Source organism: Agrobacterium sp. SOY23, assembly GCF_027212525.1.
GTDB classification, from domain to species: Bacteria; Pseudomonadota; Alphaproteobacteria; order Rhizobiales; family Rhizobiaceae; genus Agrobacterium; species Agrobacterium tumefaciens_I.
The window spans coordinates 293,344-311,149 of sequence record NZ_JAPWDT010000007.1 but is presented as its reverse complement, the minus strand read 5'-3'; the positions used below and the strand labels follow the sequence as shown (position 1 = coordinate 311,149).

Here is a 17,806-nt window from a genome sequence, read left to right as displayed (position 1 = left end):
TGAATAGCGACCGCAAGGGGCGACGGCGGAGCCATGCCCCCTGCTTGACGATGACGGGTTTCCTGTCAGATCGCCGAACGGCGATAGCGGTTCCGTTCCCTTTCAACGTCTTCCAGCGCGTAGGGATTTAGTGTGTCGTCGAAACGCGTCCAGCCCTGTTCCTGATAGGCCGCACGGCGATCCGCCGGATCCACCCCGTTTGAGCGCTTGAGAATATCTTCCGCCACGGGTACGAATTCATCCTCCACCCTGGCCGTCACCAGCGTGCCACCCCTGCGGATGCCTTCCGCATAGACGTTGGCGTCTTCTTCGGAAACACCGGAGCGGGTCATCGCGCCGATCAGCCCGCCGGCCGCGCCGCCAGCGACCGCACCGCTGGCTGCGCCAACGGCCGTTGCAGCAAGCCAGCCTGCGGCTACAACGGGCCCGACGCCCGGGATTGCCATCAGCCCAAGTCCGGTGAGCAGGCCACCTGCACCCCCAACCACGGCGCCGATCCCTGCGCCTGCGCCAGCCCCTTCCGCGGCGTTGGAATCTTCCCCGTGCCGCCTGTCGGCATTGCTGGCAACGATACTGATATCGCTCGACGGCACGCCGGCTGTCTCAAGTTCGCTGACGGCGGCGCTTGCATCGTCATAGTCGTCAAAAAGCCCTGTTACAGTTCTCATGTCATTTCTCCCAAAAAGATCCCGCGCCTTACTTGGCGACAACGTTGCCCTGATAATCGAGCGCTATGGCCACGGTCTTGCCGCCCTTCATGCCCGATGCCATCCACACACCCTTGTCGTCCTTCGTCAGGTTCTTGACCTGCGTATAGCCGGCCTCTTCCATCCTTTTCCTGGCCTGCGCTTCGGTGAAGCTGTTCGCGCCTTCAACCGGAGCTGTGGGATTATTGGCGCCCGGTGTCGCGACAGCCGGCGTATCGCCACCTGGATTGGCGGTTGGCGCCTGCTGGGCGAAAGCCGACAGCGCACCGCCCCCTAAGAGCAACGCAACGAAAACAGTTTTCTTCATCTGGATTTTTCCTCCGCTAGGATCATGGATTACGAGCCTCCCTTTCGGGAGTTTTCCTCCGAGAGACGGGAAACCCATCTCGGGCCGGCATGAACGCCTCCCGAACAAACCGGCATGCGGAGAGTTCCGAAAATAATTATTGCCGGGAGAAATGCCGTTTCGCGCGATGATCGCTGCAGCAGAACTCGGACCACGTAGTGGCCATGACCACTGACGCAGCGGCGCCCTCGCTCACGAAGCCGCGACAGCGGTGGTGGGCAAGATGCTCCCTGCGATCACGGGCGAGACAAGGCCGGTCGCAACCGGTCCGGAAGAAATGAACTCAGGCTTCGCTGCCCGGATATTGACGGTTTTTGAGGAGCGCAGCCAGATGCACCGTGTTGCGCACAAGCATACTGATCATGGTTTTAACAGAGTCCGGCGTTTGATCGAGATCGACGAAATTCTCAGACCCCATCGCCTCTCCCACCCAATAGGCAACCGCATTTGCCGGAATGGTGAAGCCGACGTCATTCAGAGCCTGGAAGATTTCCGCCGAAACGTGGTGCGCGCCATCCTCGTTTCCGACGACAGCCACCGCAGTAACCTTGCCGTAGGAAACCATCCGCCCCTGTTCGTCGGTTTCGTCCAGGAATGCATCCATGCGCTCCAGCGCTCTTTTGCATACGCTCGAGGGCTGTCCGAGCCATATGGGTGTTCCGAACAACAGAATATCGGCGGCAAGAATCTTTTTGCGGATGGCCGGCCAGGCGTCCCCTTCGCCTTCATCGGAGCTCACGCCGGCCTTGACGTCATGATCGGCAAGCCTGATCGTCTCGGTGCGAACATCATGACTGCTGAGTTCCCGAAGGATCAACGCCAGCAGTCTTTCTGTCGATGACGGCTCCGTCGATGTCGATGACTTGAGTGTTGCGTTCAGTGCCAGGGCCGTGAGAGACATGATAACTCCTTCTGTCAGCGGGCTTCGCCCTATGTTGGTTTTCGGTGACTGTGTCGCCTCGAGATGGCGCGGCCATCGCCCATCCCCTTGATAAATTGCCGTGACCTAACGTCGGGAAAGCAATCGCGCCATGGCGTGATGGGGAGGAGGCTTCTCGCCTTCAGGGCCGTTTTCTTTTTCCAGCCGAGCACGGATGTCCTCGATCTCTTCTTCCGTGAGATGCTCGATCCCGATGAAATCCGCGCGCGCCTGCTCCACGGCCCTCAACAACTCGTCCAGTTTTGCTTCCATCGCCGCGGAATCCCTGTTCTGTGAATTCTGCACGAGGAAAATCATGAGAAACGTGACAATGGTCGTGCCTGTGTTGATGACCAGTTGCCACACCTCCGAAAAGCCGAACAACGGCCCGCTTACTCCCCAGACGAGGACCGTACCAAGCGCGACGATAAACGCCATCGGCGAGCCGGCAAAAGACGCAATACGACTAGCAAAAAGGGTAAAGAACTTGTTCATAGCGCGCTGCACCTCGCCGTTGACACAGATGTCGACGCAAAACGCACCCGTCATATCGCCCACAGGTGGTTCGGTAATGTGCGCCGCGGGATGGCACTAACAAAGGAGAATACGGATGGTTCCGAGTTAGCGGCAAAGTGACGCTGGGAGCTTCCAACTTTACTCATACTTTGAGGACAAAGCGGATCAGGCTCATTTCACGTTTGCCGTTACCTCCCCGGAGGCGAAGGACAGGAATTTGGGGAAATCAAGCTAGGCGAATTTACTTGTGGCGCGTGGATTTCCAAGCCGGAAGATCAATTGAGGATCGAGCTGTGGAATGCCTCGAGGATCATTCGAGATGTAAAACGCCACCCGCGACGAATGAGTACAGAACTTGACGAGAATCGAATATCAGCGACACCTTGAATCAAATCCACTGCTTGGCGTCCCAGTGGACCAGGCCAGCAGAACATGCATCGATTTCGCTCATCTCTCATCCTCCGCAACGCGAAACAACAACCGGATGTATCGCTCCAAATGAGTGAGACTTTCGCGCGCGAGCTTCGGGTCATTCCCTGCTTTTGCAAGGACGAATCCCCCCTGGATAACAGTCTGTGTGTACCGAGCCAGACTTTCGGCGGTCCAATCATCCGTGATGCCGCGCTCACAGCGGGCCAGTTCAATATCGGCCTCCAGCGAGGACGCATGATCGAAAATGCTAGCTCCGCAGGCATCGCGGATGCGGGGGAAGGCCATGTAAATCTCTTGAGCCATCGTTCCGACCAGACAGCTGGACTCCGCCAGATTCTCCGTGATGATCGTTTTACGAAACGCGACATAGGCAAGCACCCGGTCCAGCGCGTCGCGATGGTGATGATAGGACGCCGCGACGAAGAAGTCCGCAGTGGTCCTGGCCCAAAATTCCGCAGCCTCGACTCCCAGCGCTTCCTTGCTGCCGAAGTTGTGGAAGAATGCCCCTTTGGTTACCTCAGCCGCCTTACAAAGATCATCGATGCTGGTCGAGGCGAAGCCTTTGGCGCGAATGGTGTCTCTTGCGGCTTCAAGGAGTCGGTTTCGGGCATCACCGCGCTCAGGAGCATGTTTGGTTGGTCTGGACATTCGAATATTCATACCGTACGGTTGGTATGTGTCAATGGCAGAGACCCAGCTTTAAAAAATCGGAACGCGATATGAATTCATGTGACGACGACCTTGTCCAGTTTGCCGAACATGGAGCCCCCCTTCTTCCTACCCCCGACCACGAGGATCGCGTGGAGCATAACGGGGCCTTGATCTGGTATGCATCATTTGGCAGCGGCCCTCCCGTTATCCTGTTGCACGGCGGCCTCGGCCACAGCGGCAATTGGGGATATCAGGTGCCAGCTTTGGTAGCGGCAGGCCATCGCGTCGTGACGATCGACAGTCGCGGGCACGGTCGCAGCACTCGCGATGACAGACCATATTCCTATGAACTCATGGCTTCTGACGTCGCCGCCGTGATGGATCACCTTTCCCTCGACAGGGCTGCCCTCGTCGGCTGGAGTGACGGCGCCTGCGTCGCCCTCGTTTTTGCATCCAAGGCACCGGCACGTGCGGCGGGCGTCTTCTTTTTTGCCTGTAACATGGATCCCGGTGGCACAAAGCAGATTGAACCCAGCCCGCTTCTTGATCGCTGCTTCAGCCGCCACAGGAAAGACTACACCGCGCTCTCCGCCACGCCAGCCGACTTCGACCAATTCGTCAGCGCGGTAGGACTGATGATGCGAACACAGCCGAACTATACCAAAGAGGACCTTGGCGCCATTGAGGTGCCCGTCTTCGTCGCACTTGGCGAGAATGACGAGTTCATAAAGCGAGAGCATGCCAGCTATCTGGCCGAAGTTATTCCCGGCGCCACCTTAAACATCCTGCCCGGTGTTAGTCACTTTGCGCCGCTGCAGCGTCCAGACGAATTCAACGAAACGGTCCTTGCCTTCACAGCTGAAGTATCGCCAAGGGTTCGGACCGATGACCAGTAGACGGGGGCGCGGCGACACAGCGGTCCCCAAGCTGTCGATGGGAGTGGCATGTGGAGAGCCAGCGCTGGTGCCGAAAGAAATGAACAAGCATGCCCAAACACGATCTTTCATCACGTCATTGTCAGCGGAAAATCTCCGAATTCTGCGAGATGCGCATTGCTCCGATCTCATCAAGACGAGTTCTCGAAAATGCCCGGCCATACCTCATCAGCATGATCATCTACCGCAAAGCACCACCAATGTTGAACGGCCGGGCGCAGCGCAACAATACAGTTTTTTGCGGAACAATCGGTGGATGTTGAAGTTACTCTTCATCAGGAGGAGGACCATCCATGATCACCAAAGCCATTTTTGTGGGTGCAGCCGTTGCGTTGTCGACGCTTTTTTCCACCGTTGCATTCGCGCAGACCGACCTGACGATGTGGTATCACGGCGCGGGCAATGTGGAAGAACGCAAGATCCTGGCCGGCATCATAGACGACTTCAATTCGTCTCAGTCGGACTGGCGGGTCTCGCTTCAGGAGTTCCCCCAGAACGCCTATAACGAATCCGTCACCGCCGCAGCGCTTTCCAACAAGCTGCCCGACATTCTGGATGTCGACGGGCCGAACATGCCGAACTGGGCCTGGTCCGGTTATCTGCAGCCCTTGCAGATTGATGAGGCAAAGCTTGCGAATTTTCTGCCCGGCGCCGTCGGCAGGTGGGGAAACAAGCTCTATTCCGTCGGCCTGTGGGACGCAGCGGTAGCAATATTCGCCCGCAAATCGGTGCTCGATGAAAACGGTATTCGCATTCCAAGCCTTGAACAGCCATGGACCGGCGAGGAATTCAATGCGGCGCTCGAAAAGCTCGCCACCAGCGGCAAGTTCGAATATGCAATCGACCTCGGCATGGCCGACAAGACCGAATGGTACAGTTATGCCTTCAGCCCGTTTCTGGAAAGCTTCGGCGGCAGCCTGATCGACAAGCAGGGTTACCAGACCGCCGAGAACGTCCTTAACGGAGACAATGCCGTCAAGTTCGGAGAATGGTGGCAATCGCTGTTCGAGAAAAAGCTTGCGCCCGGAACCTCGCAATCACCTGCCGACCATGAAACCGGATTTCTGGAAGGGCGCCACGCCCTGCAATGGATGGGCAACTGGGTTGCGGTAAAGGCTCTGGAGAAATACGGAGACGATCTGCTATTCCTGCCGGCGCCTGATTTCGGCAACGGTCCGAAGATCGGCGCCGGATCCTGGCAGTTCGGCGTGTCGGCCACCAGCAAACATCCCGAAGGCGCGTCCGCCTTTATCGAATTCGCCATACAGGACAAATATCTCGCGCAGTTCTCCGACGCGATCGGCCTGATCCCGGCCACGTCTTCGGCGGCCCAGATGACAGGGAATTATAGGCAGGGCGGCCCGCTCGAGGTTTTCTTCGATCTCTCCAGGCGCCAGGGAACGTTGCGTCCGGCAACGCCGGCCTATGCCTTCATCTCGCCGGTCTTTGCCAAGGCGGTGTCCGATATCGCCAACGGCGCGGATGTTGCCGATACGCTGGACAATGCAACGGACGAGATAAACAACAACATAGAGCGCAATTCCGGTTACCGGCCCAAATAGGGGTACGTCACCTATGCCGCGCTTTTCTTCCCCGGGAAAACTGACCCGCGATGGTTTCACGGGATGGTTCATGGCCGCACCGGCGATGGTGCTGATCGGACTGTTCCTGATCACACCCTTTCTGCTGGGGCTCGGTTTTTCCTTCACCAACCAGCGGCTGACGTCTCCCAATCCGACCGGGCTTGTCGGCTTTGAAAATTACAGCCGGCTGCTGGGTGTGGGAATGCTGACACTCGAACCGGAAAAGGAGGCGGACGGGAGCATCAAGCGAGATGCCGATGGCGCCATCTCCTATCCGAGAATTCGCAGTTTTACCCGCAACAACCCCGGTTATCCCCATCTGGAAGGAATGCGGGAATATAAGAGCTTCAGCTGGGGCAACAACCAGATCGTTATTCTGGCGAGCGACGTCGTGTTTTTGACAGCCCTCGTCAATACGCTTTCCTTCGTGGTGGTCGTCGCGCCGGTTCAGGCCGCGCTGGCGCTGTTTCTCGCCCTGCTGGTGAACCAGAAGATTCCCGGCGTCACGATTTTCCGCGCAATCTACTTCATGCCGGTGGTGTTGTCGGTGGTGGTGGTGGCACTTCTCTGGCGGTTCATCTATGCGGCCGATAACGGGTTGCTGAACAGCCTTTTGAGGTACATGAGCTTCGGGCTACTCCAGCCTGTCGACTGGCTGGGCAGAACCGATACCGCCCTCTGGGCCATTCTGGTGATGTCGGTCTGGCAGGGCGTCGGTTTCCACATGGTCATATGGCTTTCCGGCCTGCAGACCATCGCTCCGGATCTCTATGAGGCAGCCGATATCGAAGGAGCGAGCCGCTGGCAGAAGTTCAGCATGATAACCTGGCCGCTGCTGCGCAACACGGCGGTGCTGATCATCATCGTCATCACCATGCAGGCTTTTGCGCTTTTTGCGCAGATCGATGTGATGACCAAAGGCGGGCCGCGCGACTCGACCCAGAGCATCGTCTACCAGGCAGTTGAGCGGGGATACCGGCAGCAGGATATTGCAGCAGGCTCGGCAATTTCGGTTGTGCTTTTCCTGCTTGTTCTCTGCATTTCCCTGATCCAGCGATATCTGACACGGGAGAAGCAATGATGCAGGCCGGACAACGCAAGAGCCTCGCCTTTCTGATTGGCAACTATGCCCTCATGATCGCCTTCGCGGCGATCTTCATTCTGCCCCTGTTGTTCATGGGATTCTCGTCGCTGAAACCGAACGACCAGTTGCTGCGTGACGCCACGTCGATACGCGCCTTCCTGCCGGTGGGAATTCTTTCGCTTGAAAACTACGCGGCAGCTTTCGCCCGGGCACCGATTGCCACCTTCATATTCAATTCAGTTCTTGTGACGGGCATCACCGTGTTTCTCGCCCTGCTGCTTGGCTCGCTTGCCGCCTTCGCCTTCACATTCTTGAACTGGCGCGGAAAGGATGTTCTCTTCTCGATCATCCTCGCCACGCTCATCATTCCCTTTGAAACGATTGCCGTGCCGCTATTGCTGGAAGTCAACAATCTGCCATGGATCGGCAGCGAAGGGTTCACCTGGGGGTGGCTCAACTCCTGGCATGTGCAGATCATTCCCTGGGTCGCAGATGGGCTGACCATTTTCCTCTTCGTGCAATACTTCAAGGATCTGCCGAAGGAGTTGCTGGAGGCAGCACGCATCGACGGGGCAAGCTGGCTGCGGATTTACGCGCAGGTGGTGATGCCGCTGAGCGGCCCGGTCATAGCAACGGCCGCGATCCTGAAGTTCCTCGTCATGTACAGCCAGCAATATCTATGGCCGCTTCTCGTGACCCAATCCGAGGCCTATCGACCCGTGATGGTAGGGCTGCAATATTTCTTCCAGCTCAACACGCCCTGGGGTGAGGTCATGGCCTACCTCACCATCATCACCCTGCCGGTGCTTATCTTTTATCTCTGCCTGCAGAGGCTGTTCATCTCCAGTATCGCGGCAAGCGGAATAAAGGGATAACCTCTCACCCTGCATCGGATTACGCGAGTTAACGGTAAGCTCGCAAGCTGGTGTTTTCGGCTCATCCGCGCTGTCTTCTGCCAGCGCAGGAAAATTCCAAGACATGCATAAACGGTGGATATTTCCCTCCCCACTTTGAAGGGAATCGAACCGTCGAACCTGCGGTAAATGCGACGCGATATAGGAGTGAACCCCTCGGGCTGGACCCCAGGATTTCATGAGCCTTCTCCGATTCAGGTCCGCAGAGTGTATCAGTTTTTCCGCGTCCCGTGGTCCAGCGCGAGGGGTTGACGCCAACGCCGGGTGGCAATCAACAGCGTTCGGCTTCCGTTTCGTGCCGAGATCCCAAAATAACTCGGTTTTGCATCCTGCCGTCAGCTTGCGAGCGCTTTCGCTAACACGTCAGTCAGGCCCCGTCCGGCAGCACCGTCCTCGTCAAGGCGCGGATTATAAATGGTGATTTCGATGCCGGCTGCCTTGCCACTGGCCAGGGCGATCCGCAGCACCGCAGCGAGTTCGTCCCACGACAATCCGCCCGGCACGCGAAAATCGACAGCCGGCATACTCGCGTCATCAAGACAATCGGCGTCGAGATGGATGAAAAAGCCGTCCAGCTCCTCTCGCGTCAGGTGCTCGACCGCTTCGCACGCAGCGGCCGTGACACCCGTTGCGCGCAGGGCGGGAAGATCCATCGTCTTGAGCTCCTTTGGAAGCGGCTGGCTTTCATATTCCTCCTGATCCTTATGATCGCGATATGCAAACGCAACGGCGTCTTCGGGACGGACCAGAGGGCCGCGGCCTTCAATATCGGTCAAAAGCGACGGGCCGTAGCCGGTGACCAGAGCGAGGTCCATCGAGGCACCCTCACCGTTGGGTTCAGCCTCCGGCTGGAAGAAATCCGCGTTGCCGTCGATGAAGAGCAAACCGTAACGACCACGTCGCCGAAAGGCGAGCATCGAACCCAGCACGATCGTGCAATCTCCGCCGAGTACGACCGGGAATTCGCCCGCATCAAGCACTGCCTCCACTGCGTCGGCGAGCTTGGGTGACCACACCGCAATTGCCCCTGCATTCAGGACGCCCGTCTCGGGATCAGGTGAGGGGTTCTTCGCAGGTACGGCCAACCGCCCCACTCGGCGCGCATGAATGCATTCAGCGAGACCAAGGCTCAGGAGTTGCTCGGGTAACAGCTCCACACCGTCGGTCGCCAGACCCAACGTGGAGGGGGCTTCGAGAATTGCATAGGGAAGGGCCTGCATGCGAACCTCCGTTAGCGGCTATTTAGCAGAGTAAGTCACGGCCTCTAGTTTGTGACCGTCCGGATCGCGGACGAATGCTCCATAGTAGTTTGCATCGTAGTTCGGCCGCAGCCCCGGCGCGCCATCGTCGCGGCCGCCATATTTTAATGCCTCTGCGTAAAATCGATTGACCATCGAGCGGTCCTCGACGGCAAAGGCAATATGAGTGCCATTACCCACCGTCGCCGGTTGTCCATCAATCGGAACCTGAACGCTGAAGTGAAACGTGCCGCTTCCGTAGCCTAACCCACCCTCGTCCTCAGCCATAGGTAAAATGCCGAGAATTGGCAAAACGGCATCATAAAAGCGCTTTGCACGCCCGACATCGTTCGTCCCTAGCGAAATATGATGGATCACGACGGCCTCCATTCCAGGTTTTTACCCTAACGACAGCCTCCGATCATTGTTCCGTCAGCCGCTTATCGTTTGGCAGGAGACAATGCGGGTGGTGGGGACGACCAACACGAGGACGCAAAGCAGCCGCTGCTCTCGACGCTGACCTATTGTTCGCTTGGGCTCATAGCCCTTTGCGCGTTCTGTGGGGGGCTCGCGCAATTCCACAAATCCCTGGACATATTCGACAAGGTTTTCGTGCTCGACATCGATGTTGAGACGTTGAACCGACGAATAGATGGGCGGCCGAATGAGCGGGCACCGGTACTCCGCTACCGTCATTCCCGGGAATGTCTTCCCGTTGGCATTAATATCGAGACGGCGGGCACCGTCCCAAGCGTCATCGACGATATTCTCTCTCAACTCACCTGAACCCCCGAAACTATGCGGAAAGACGCTAGCCGCCTGAACGGCTCTCTGGCGGCATTGTCGCTTTCGTAGTCGACCGGCAGCACTAAACCCGACAAACCGGGCGTCTTGACGACCGTATTGCTGCATGGCGGAAATCATTTCCGCTCTCAGTTCGGTGCGGGCTAAACGTCAGGTTCCCTGAGGTCGCCGATCAACGTCGGCACCAATTCTCCGACGGTCGGATGGATTGGTACCGCCCACTGGAGTTTTTCGGTTGTGGCCCCGAGGTTCATGGCGTCGAGAACGCCGTAGACCGCCTCGTCACCCCCGACCCCGAGAAAGGCGGCGCCGAGCACCTGGTCGGTGTCGGCATCGGCGACGAGTTTCAGGAGGCCGAGCGTCTCGCCCTTCTCGATGGCACGGCCGACACGGCTCATGGGACGGGTCGAGACCTTGATCCTGTGGCCGGCCTCCTTCGCCTGGCGCTCCGTCATGCCAACACGTCCCAGCGGTGGATCGATGTAGAGGCCATAGCCGAGGATGCGGTCGGTCACCTTGCGGTCGCCGCCATCGAGGAGATTCGCCGCTGCGATCTCGAAATCATTGTAGGATGTGTGGGTGAAGGCCCCTCGCCCATTGCAGTCGCCAAGTGCCCAGACGCCGTCGACAGTCGTCTGCAGACGCCCATCCACCGTGATAAAGCCCCGCCGATCAGTCTCAACGCCTGCAAGATCGAGCCCCAGATCGTCGGTATTCGGCTGGCGTCCGACGGCGACCAGGACATGGCTGCCATGGACTTCGCCCTGATCAGTCCGCACGACCACGTCTGCGCCGTCTCTGGCAATGGACAGCAGATTGTGGCCCCGAAGAACGTTGATGCCATCCCTGGTCAGGATATCCGCAATGGCTTGCGAGATATCGGTGTCCTCCCGGGGGGCCAGATGCTGCCCGCGCTCGATGACAGTGACTTCCGCGCCGAAGCGCCGATACATCTGGGCGAATTCCAGTCCGATATAGCTGCCACCGAGAACGACCAGGTGCTTCGGCAATTCCTCGAGTCCGATCACCGAGGTGCTCGTGAGATAGGGCACGTCGGCCAGGCCCGGAACTTCGGGGATGTGCGGTCGCGCGCCCACATTGATGAAAATCTGCGGCGCGGTGTAGTGCTTCCCGTCCACGGCCACGGCCTTCGCGGCGACGAATTTGGCGTGGCCATAGACCACATCCATCGTCTCGAGGCTGTCGAACCATGCCGCCAGACCGCTTCGCGCGTCAAGGGTCACCTTCCGGGCGCGGGCCGCAACGGCCGGCATGTCCACGATCGGTTCGCCATCAATCTTGACGCCGAATTCGGATGCACGCCGTGCGACCTCGACGGTCTTGGCACTGGCAACCAGGGCCTTGGTCGGCATGCATCCGGCGTTTACGCAGGTTCCGCCAAGAAACTTCCGTTCGATCAGGACTACCTTGCGGCCCATCGCGGCCATGCGGGCGGCGAGGAACGGTCCGGCCTGTCCGGCTCCAATGAAGATCGCGTCGTACTCTCTCATGACACGGCCGCCGCGGTGAGCAGTGCAAGTGCAATGGCGACCGCATCTTCGACCAGGGCAGCGGGGAGGTCACGGCCGAACCCGTTGGCGAGATAGGCGCGACCAGCCGCACCGCCAAATGTTCCGATCACAGCGCCGATCACGCCCGCGAGGAGCCCAACAACCACCATGCCCTCAGTTGCGGCGATCGTCGCACCGCTGAGAGCGCCCGTCGCGATGCGTGCTCCGAACTGCATGGGCACTTTGCGTGAAGGCGTTCCGGGCAGCTGGTCGGTGATGAGTTCGACGATGGCAAGCACGGTAAAAATCGCCACGGCCCAGATCGACCCCATGAAGGAGAGACTGCTTTGGGAGATATCGAACCATCCGAGATAGGCACCCCAGGCAATTACAGCGGGAGCGGTCATGGCGCGTAGACCTGCGACGATTCCAATGAGAATTGTGAGAAGAATGAGCATGCAGGTCCCCTGAAAGTTGCGCAAATCAAGAACGTGCCGCGGTGCCTGGTCGTCGGACAGATAGCGGGGCTACCGTCGCGCGTCTGGAGGCATCCACTCTGGAGAACGGTCGGATGTCAGCGTTGACCATGTCCCTGTTGATCGTCCACATGCCGTGGCCCAGGGCCCGGTAGGTCTTGAGCGTACCATTCCCGGGCAGTTCGGTCGATAGCGGTGCGGAATCGACGCAGAGATCGCGATCATCCGGACAATACATAGGGTCAGAGCTCAGTTCGCGCTCAATACATTGTGGGAACCAGCAATAACCAGCCCCGTTAGTGGTTTGCATGACCAATGGAGTACGACATGAGCGACTTCGACCTTTATTATTGGCCAGTTCCGTTTCGAGGTCAGTTCATTCGCGGAATTCTGGCCCATTGCGGGTGTTCCTGGGATGAACACGGTGTCGATGCGATTGAAGGTATTATGGATTGCGGGGTTGAAAAGCAGCCGGTCGCTTTCATGGGACCACCGGTTCTGATTGACCGTGAACGCAATTTTGCAATCTCTCAGATGCCGGTGATCGTCATCTACCTCGGAGAGCGGCTGGATATCCTGCCGACAACTGTTGAAGGCCGCATGCTCAGCGCCAAGATCGTAAACGATGCCAATGACGTCCTTGATGAGTTGACACTCAACGGTGGACGCGAGATGTGGACGCCTGAAAAGTGGGAAGAGTTCGTCCCGCGTTTCCGAAAATGGGTCCGTATTTTCGCGGACACCGGAGCACGAAACGGCTTGAGTGCGACTTCCGGTTTTATGCTCGGAACGGAAAAGATCGGCGTCGCAGATATCGTAACCGCAATCCTTTGGACGACTATAGCTGATCGGTTCCCAGCCATTAAAGTCCTCATCGAGGACGCCTCCCCCATAATCTGGGGTCTCTCCAGAAGAGTGGGAGCTACAGCTCCGCTGGCTGCTTTGAACAGTAAAAGTTTTGAAGACTATGGCAACGCCTATTGCGGAGGAGAAATTGAGAAATCACTCCGAAAGGTAGCTGGTTGACTTGTATCGGCGAGGCGCCATCGCTTTGTTTGTTGTGCGATCCAGGGCTATGGTATCTACAATCCTTATACCGGCCGCGGCGCCATCAAGGGGCTGCCTCCTCACGGGCCGCATAATGTCCGGGATGTTCTTGCTACCCACATCCTGAAGCTGACGGGCTCCTGCGAACAGGCGAGCTACGCAATCCAGGACACGCCAGAAATGGTGGCCAATCACTATGGTCGCTTTCTGCAACAGGACAAGGCTGTACTGGCAGCGCGCATTCTCAATCAGGTCTGGGAAGCGGCGTAAACCCAACTGCCGCATTTCTGGTATGCATGAATTTTGACCCACAACTGCGGAGCGGATATCTGGCGATAGTTGTCATCGCTTTCGATTAGCCCATGCGCTCAGACGCGTAGGAACCGGGAGAGGGAGGGAACACGACCGTCTTGCTACCGTTGATGAACACGCGTCCATGAATATGGGCGTGGATGGCTCGGGCGAGCACCTGGCTTTCGACGTCGCGGCCGAGGCTGACATAATCCTCGCCGCTCTGAGCGTGGGTGACGCGGACGATGTCCTGCTCGATGATCGGACCCTCATCGAGATCGGCCGTGACGTAATGCGACGTCGCGCCGATCAATTTCACACCCCGCTCGAACGCCTGCTTGTAGGGGTTGGCGCCCTTGAAGCTTGGCAGGAACGAGTGGTGGATGTTGATGATGCGGCCGGACATTTTTCGGCACATTTCATCGGAGAGGACCTGCATATAGCGGGCGAGCACGACGAGTTCTGCTCCGGAGTCCTCGACAATCTGCATCTGCTTCGCCTCGGCTTCCGGCTTCTCCTCCTTTGTGACCTTGATGCAATGGAACGGGATGTCATGGTTCACGACGACCCGCTGGTAGTCCATGTGGTTCGAGATGACGCCGACAATATCGATCGGCAGCGCCCCAATCCTCCAGCGGTAGAGAAGATCGTTCAGGCAGTGGCCGAAGCGGCTCACCATCAGGATCACCTTCCTTTTCTCGGTCTCGTCGAAGAACTCGGCGTTGGCATCGAACTTCTCCACGATTGGCCTGAACCCTTCGCGGAGCTGTTCAAGCGAATGCCCTTCCTCCGGTTGAAAGCTGATGCGCATGAAGTAGCGTCCCGTGTCAGCGTCATCGAACTGCGCGCTGTCAGAAATGTTGCAGCCGTTCTCCGAGAGATAAGTCGCGATGGCAGCGGTCACGCCGCGGATCGACGGACAGGCAACGCGAAGTGCGTAACGAGGGTGTGTGGTCGTCATTTGAGAAATCCTTGTTCGGTCTCAGGCCGCAACGGCCAAGGCGTGATGTCTGCGAAAGGCCGTCAGCGTGTTCGATAGCAGGCAGGCGATGGTCATCGGACCAACACCGCCGGGAACGGGCGTGATGGCGCGGGCGTGGCCCGCTTCCCCGTATGCAACGTCGCCGACGATCTTTGACTTGCCGTCGCCGTCTATCCGATTGATGCCGACATCGATGACGACCGCGCCTGGCTTGATCCAGTCGCCGCGAACGAGACGGGGACGACCTGCCGCGACGACGAGGATGTCGGCTGCGCGGCAAAGCTCCGCAGGGTTCCTCGTCTGGGAATGAACGATGGTTACCGTGCAGTGGGCATTCATCAGCATCTGCGCCATCGGCTTGCCAACGATGTTCGACTTCCCGACGATCACCGCATGAAGTCCCGAGAGGTTCTCGCCCAGCGTATCCTTGACGAGCATCATGCAGCCGAGAGGAGTGCATGGAACCAGCGCGGGATTGCCGGTGGCGAGACGACCAGCATTCGAGATATGAAAGCCGTCAACATCCTTGTCGGGATTGATGGCATGGATCACCGCGTTCGGATCGAGGTGGGCAGGTAGCGGTAGCTGCACCAGGATCCCATGGACTTCCTGATCGACGTTAAGCCGGTTCACCAGCGCGAGGAGTTCGTCCTGGGTCGTCTCCGCCGCCAGCCGGTACTCGAAGGATTTCATGCCGGCGGCAATCGTTTGGCGATGTTTGGAGGCGACATAGACGGCGCTCGCCGGATCGTCACCGACGAGTACGACCGCAAGACCCGGAACGACGCCCGTTTCTGTCTTGAGCACTTCGACGTCCGACCTGACACGCTCCAGCAGTTTCGTGGCAAACTGCTTGCCGTCGATGTTCGCGGCGCGTGTGAATCTGTCCATTCCCATGGGATGCGTCTCCATTCGATCAAAGTTCGCACCAGCAAGCTGGGTCTGTGAAAGGGAAATGCCGCGCGTTCAATATGACCGTGCGGCATCATGTGCGTCCGGCGTTAGGCTGACATCAGTGTCCATAGACAGGAAACTTGCTCGTCAGTTCAGCGATCGTGGCCTTGGCGCCATCGACCACCTTGTCGGTCTTGCCCTGGGTCTCGGCGTCGATGAGGTCGGCGATCACCTTTCCAAGCACACGGAACTCTTCCTCCTTGAGACCGCGCGTGGTCGCAGCGGATGAGCCGAGGCGCATGCCGACCCATTCCGGAGGGCGCGGGGAGTCACCGGGAATCGGGTTCTTGTTCGACGTGATGTTCGCCCGAGCCAGCAGGGTTTCGGCTTGCTTGCCGAGAAGCCCCTTGCTGGAGAGATCCAGAAGGACGATGTGGGTATCGGTACCGCCGGAAACGATACGGACGCCACGGTCGGCAAGCGTGTTGGCAAGAACTTTCGCGTTGGCGACGACCTGCCGCGCATAGACCTTGAAGTCGTCTCGAAGCGCCTCACCGAGGCAAATCGCCTTGGCGGCCAGAACGTTGCTGTGCAGCGAACCCTGAACGCCCGGGAAGACGGCGGCCTGCAGCTTCTTGTACCATTCCTCGTTATTGGTGAGGATCAGACCGCCGCGGGGTCCGCGAAGCGTCTTCGTCGTCGTGCAGGTAACGATGTCGGCGTGCGGGAACGGCGAAGGATGGACGCCGCCAGCCACAAGGCCTGCAATGTGTGCCATGTCGACCAGAAAGTATGCGCCGACCTTCTTCGCGATCTTCGACATCCGCTCGAAGTCCAGTTCCCGGGGATATGCGGAGCCCCCTGTGATGAGCAGCTTCGGACGAACGTCTTCCGCGATCCGTTCCATCTCGTCGAGATCGATAACCTCGTTCTGTGGATTGACGTTGTAGTTGTTGGCGTCGAACCAGCGGCCCGACAGGTTCGCCTTCATGCCGTGCGACAGGTGGCCGCCGGCTGCCAGATCAAGCGAGAGAACTTTTTCACCCGGCTTCAGGAGCAGAAAAAATACAGCGAGGTTGGCTTGGGTGCCCGAATGCGGCTGAACATTGGCGTAACCACAATTGAAGAGCTGCCTGGCGCGATCGATTGCGGCCTGCTCGGCGATGTCTACGAACTGGCCGCCGCCATGAAAGCGGTTGCCCGGATAGCCTTCCAGAGTCTTGTTGGTGATCTCGTGCCCCAGGGCATCGAGAACCGCACGGCTGACGATGTTCTCCGAGGCTATGAGTTCGATCTGGTTCTGCTGACGAGCGCGCTCCGACGCCAGGGCGTCGGCGACGAGCGGATCAACCTCTTGAACTGTTGTGGTAAAATGCGCTCTGGCAGCGTTGGTCATCTGGGTTCTCCAATTCCTCGAATTTCGTGGGAGGGAACCTAGGCCTATAGAAACACCAGAAAAAGTTAATAATATTTGCTTATATATTCATTTATGCTAACGATTCAGAAGATGCTTCTGAGGAGATGGCAATGGATATCGGACGCTTGCGCGCTCTTCGGGAGCTGTCAATACGGAAAACCATGGCGGCCGTAGCCGAAGCGCTCTACGTCTCGCCGTCTGCAGTCTCGCAACAGATTGCGCTCCTGGAGGAAGAAGTCGGAATCCGTCTTGTCGAACGGCGCGGCCGAGGTGTTGTGATGACGCCCGCCGGCCAGCAGCTTGTCCAGCGCGCCGAAAGGATTTTGATCGAGATCGAGTCTGCGAAGGCGGATATCGCCGAGCTCAAGAGCGTCGTCTCCGGCGAGTTGCGTGTAGCCGCCTTCCCCTCTGTCGCGGCCGCGGTCATCCCGAAGGTCGTCTACGACCTTGCCGAGCGTCACCCTTACCTCACCGTGCAGTTCGACGAGATGGAGCCGGCCGAAAGCATTGCCGCTCTCCGGAGCTGGCAGACGGATGTCGCCATCATCGACGACTTGAACATGCCGACGGGTGCACTCGATCCGAACGTTGAAACAATCTTTCTGATGGAGGATGTCTTCAACGTCATGGTCTCCAAAGAGCACCGTCTGTCGGAACAGCCGACGGTCGGGCTGCGGGAACTTCGTGACGAGCGATGGGCCATCGACACTGCGTCCGACACCTATACGAAGATGCTCGTGGAAGCCTGCAAGGAAGAAGGCTTCAAACCGAACATCGTGGCGCGATGCAAAGGCTTCGAGGTCACGATCGCGCTGATCCGGCAGAACTATGGGATCTCCATCCTTCCGGGTCTGCGCGCCAGCTACGATCTGGAAGATGTGTGGGTCTGCCGCCTCGTTCCGGAAATCCGTCGAAAAATCTTTCTTGCCTTCCGGCGCGAGGAGAAACGCAGCCCTGCCCTTCAGGTGTTCCTGGACAGGATGGCGGAGAAGCCGCCCCTCGCCTAATTCGAGCTCGACGACGCCCAATGGCCCTAAAGGTAGCTCCGGAGTTAGAGAT

General features: G+C 58.4%; 18 protein-coding genes and 2 pseudogenes. 8 read left to right on the top strand and 12 right to left on the bottom strand.

Annotated elements, in window-relative coordinates; translation table 11 throughout:
* Positions 1 to 65: 65 nt before the first annotated feature.
* The 5 genes from O3S81_RS20750 to O3S81_RS20730 form a co-directional block, all read right to left on the bottom strand.
* On the bottom strand, positions 66 to 668 hold the full coding sequence (locus tag O3S81_RS20750) for a general stress protein (RefSeq protein ID WP_269346234.1): 603 nt from the start codon (positions 666 to 668) through the stop codon (positions 66 to 68).
* Positions 669 to 696: 28 nt separating this feature from the next.
* Positions 697 to 1,014, bottom strand: coding sequence for a PepSY domain-containing protein (locus O3S81_RS20745; protein ID WP_269346232.1), 318 nt, complete (start codon positions 1,012 to 1,014; stop codon positions 697 to 699).
* A gap of 322 nt (positions 1,015 to 1,336) precedes the next feature.
* Entirely contained in the window at positions 1,337 to 1,954 is a 618-nt protein-coding gene (locus O3S81_RS20740; protein WP_269346231.1) for a flavodoxin family protein, read from the bottom strand.
* Positions 1,955 to 2,059: 105 nt separating this feature from the next.
* Entirely contained in the window at positions 2,060 to 2,467 is a 408-nt protein-coding gene (locus O3S81_RS20735) for a low affinity iron permease family protein (RefSeq protein ID WP_269346326.1), read from the bottom strand.
* A 468-nt stretch (positions 2,468 to 2,935) separates the two neighbouring features.
* Positions 2,936 to 3,568 (bottom strand): TetR/AcrR family transcriptional regulator, encoded by a 633-nt coding sequence (locus O3S81_RS20730; RefSeq protein WP_269346229.1) that lies wholly within the window; start codon positions 3,566 to 3,568, stop codon positions 2,936 to 2,938.
* Positions 3,569 to 3,639: 71 nt separating this feature from the next.
* Here O3S81_RS20730 and O3S81_RS20725 point away from each other — a divergent pair, with 71 nt between their 5' ends.
* The 4 genes from O3S81_RS20725 to O3S81_RS20710 all read left to right on the top strand — a co-directional run bounded on the left by O3S81_RS20725 (position 3,640) and on the right by O3S81_RS20710 (position 8,048).
* Positions 3,640 to 4,467 carry an alpha/beta fold hydrolase gene (locus O3S81_RS20725; protein WP_269346325.1) on the top strand — a complete coding sequence of 276 codons (828 nt, stop codon included), beginning with the start codon at positions 3,640 to 3,642 and terminating at the stop codon, positions 4,465 to 4,467.
* A 332-nt stretch (positions 4,468 to 4,799) separates the two neighbouring features.
* A complete protein-coding gene (locus tag O3S81_RS20720) occupies positions 4,800 to 6,068 on the top strand; it encodes a sugar ABC transporter substrate-binding protein (protein ID WP_269346227.1) in 1,269 nt (422 codons plus the stop codon).
* A gap of 13 nt (positions 6,069 to 6,081) precedes the next feature.
* Positions 6,082 to 7,170: a carbohydrate ABC transporter permease gene (locus tag O3S81_RS20715; protein ID WP_331284198.1), complete on the top strand. Its 1,089-nt coding sequence runs from the start codon at positions 6,082 to 6,084 to the stop codon at positions 7,168 to 7,170.
* Positions 7,170 to 8,048, top strand: a complete 879-nt coding sequence (locus O3S81_RS20710) for a carbohydrate ABC transporter permease (protein WP_269346223.1) — start codon at positions 7,170 to 7,172, stop codon at positions 8,046 to 8,048. Before O3S81_RS20715 ends, O3S81_RS20710 begins: the two co-directional genes overlap by 1 nt.
* 374 nt (positions 8,049 to 8,422) lie before the next feature.
* On the opposite strand, the gene O3S81_RS20705 is transcribed toward O3S81_RS20710, so the two are convergent.
* Positions 8,423 to 9,307 (bottom strand): arginase family protein, encoded by an 885-nt coding sequence (locus tag O3S81_RS20705; RefSeq protein ID WP_269346221.1) that lies wholly within the window; start codon positions 9,305 to 9,307, stop codon positions 8,423 to 8,425.
* 18 nt (positions 9,308 to 9,325) lie between these two features.
* Positions 9,326 to 9,703 carry a VOC family protein gene (locus tag O3S81_RS20700; protein WP_269346219.1) on the bottom strand — a complete coding sequence of 126 codons (378 nt, stop codon included), beginning with the start codon at positions 9,701 to 9,703 and terminating at the stop codon, positions 9,326 to 9,328.
* Positions 9,704 to 9,880: 177 nt separating this feature from the next.
* On the opposite strand from O3S81_RS20700, the pseudogene O3S81_RS20695 reads away from it, so the two are divergent.
* A pseudogene (locus O3S81_RS20695) lies at positions 9,881 to 10,111 on the top strand (nucleoside kinase); the annotation flags it as partial.
* 161 nt (positions 10,112 to 10,272) lie between these two features.
* On the opposite strand, the gene O3S81_RS20690 reads toward O3S81_RS20695, so the two are convergent.
* Positions 10,273 to 11,640, bottom strand: coding sequence for an FAD-containing oxidoreductase (locus O3S81_RS20690; RefSeq protein ID WP_269346217.1), 1,368 nt, complete (start codon positions 11,638 to 11,640; stop codon positions 10,273 to 10,275).
* Positions 11,637 to 12,098 carry a DUF4126 family protein gene (locus O3S81_RS20685; protein ID WP_269346215.1) on the bottom strand — a complete coding sequence of 154 codons (462 nt, stop codon included), beginning with the start codon at positions 12,096 to 12,098 and terminating at the stop codon, positions 11,637 to 11,639. The genes O3S81_RS20690 and O3S81_RS20685 overlap by 4 nt, the downstream gene beginning before the upstream one ends.
* Positions 12,099 to 12,443: 345 nt before the next feature.
* On the opposite strand from O3S81_RS20685, the gene gst reads away from it, so the two are divergent.
* Entirely contained in the window at positions 12,444 to 13,142 is a 699-nt protein-coding gene (gene gst / locus O3S81_RS20680) for a glutathione S-transferase (protein ID WP_269346213.1), read from the top strand.
* 39 nt (positions 13,143 to 13,181) lie between these two features.
* Positions 13,182 to 13,433, top strand: a pseudogene (locus O3S81_RS20675) (hypothetical protein); the annotation flags it as partial.
* Positions 13,434 to 13,518: 85 nt separating this feature from the next.
* Here the strand turns inward: O3S81_RS20675 and purU are convergent.
* The 3 genes from purU to glyA all read right to left on the bottom strand — a co-directional run bounded on the left by purU (position 13,519) and on the right by glyA (position 16,726).
* On the bottom strand, positions 13,519 to 14,415 hold the full coding sequence (gene purU / locus O3S81_RS20670) for a formyltetrahydrofolate deformylase (protein WP_269346211.1): 897 nt from the start codon (positions 14,413 to 14,415) through the stop codon (positions 13,519 to 13,521).
* Positions 14,416 to 14,436: 21 nt separating this feature from the next.
* Positions 14,437 to 15,333, bottom strand: a complete 897-nt coding sequence (folD, locus tag O3S81_RS20665) for a bifunctional methylenetetrahydrofolate dehydrogenase/methenyltetrahydrofolate cyclohydrolase FolD (protein ID WP_269346209.1) — start codon at positions 15,331 to 15,333, stop codon at positions 14,437 to 14,439.
* 115 nt (positions 15,334 to 15,448) lie between these two features.
* The gene (gene glyA, locus O3S81_RS20660) at positions 15,449 to 16,726 is read right to left on the bottom strand and encodes a serine hydroxymethyltransferase (RefSeq protein WP_269346207.1); all 1,278 of its coding nucleotides are present in this window, start codon (positions 16,724 to 16,726) and stop codon (positions 15,449 to 15,451) included.
* 131 nt (positions 16,727 to 16,857) lie between these two features.
* Between glyA and O3S81_RS20655 the strand changes: the two genes are divergently transcribed.
* Positions 16,858 to 17,754 (top strand): LysR family transcriptional regulator, encoded by an 897-nt coding sequence (locus tag O3S81_RS20655; RefSeq protein ID WP_269346206.1) that lies wholly within the window; start codon positions 16,858 to 16,860, stop codon positions 17,752 to 17,754.
* Positions 17,755 to 17,806: the final 52 nt, after the last annotated feature.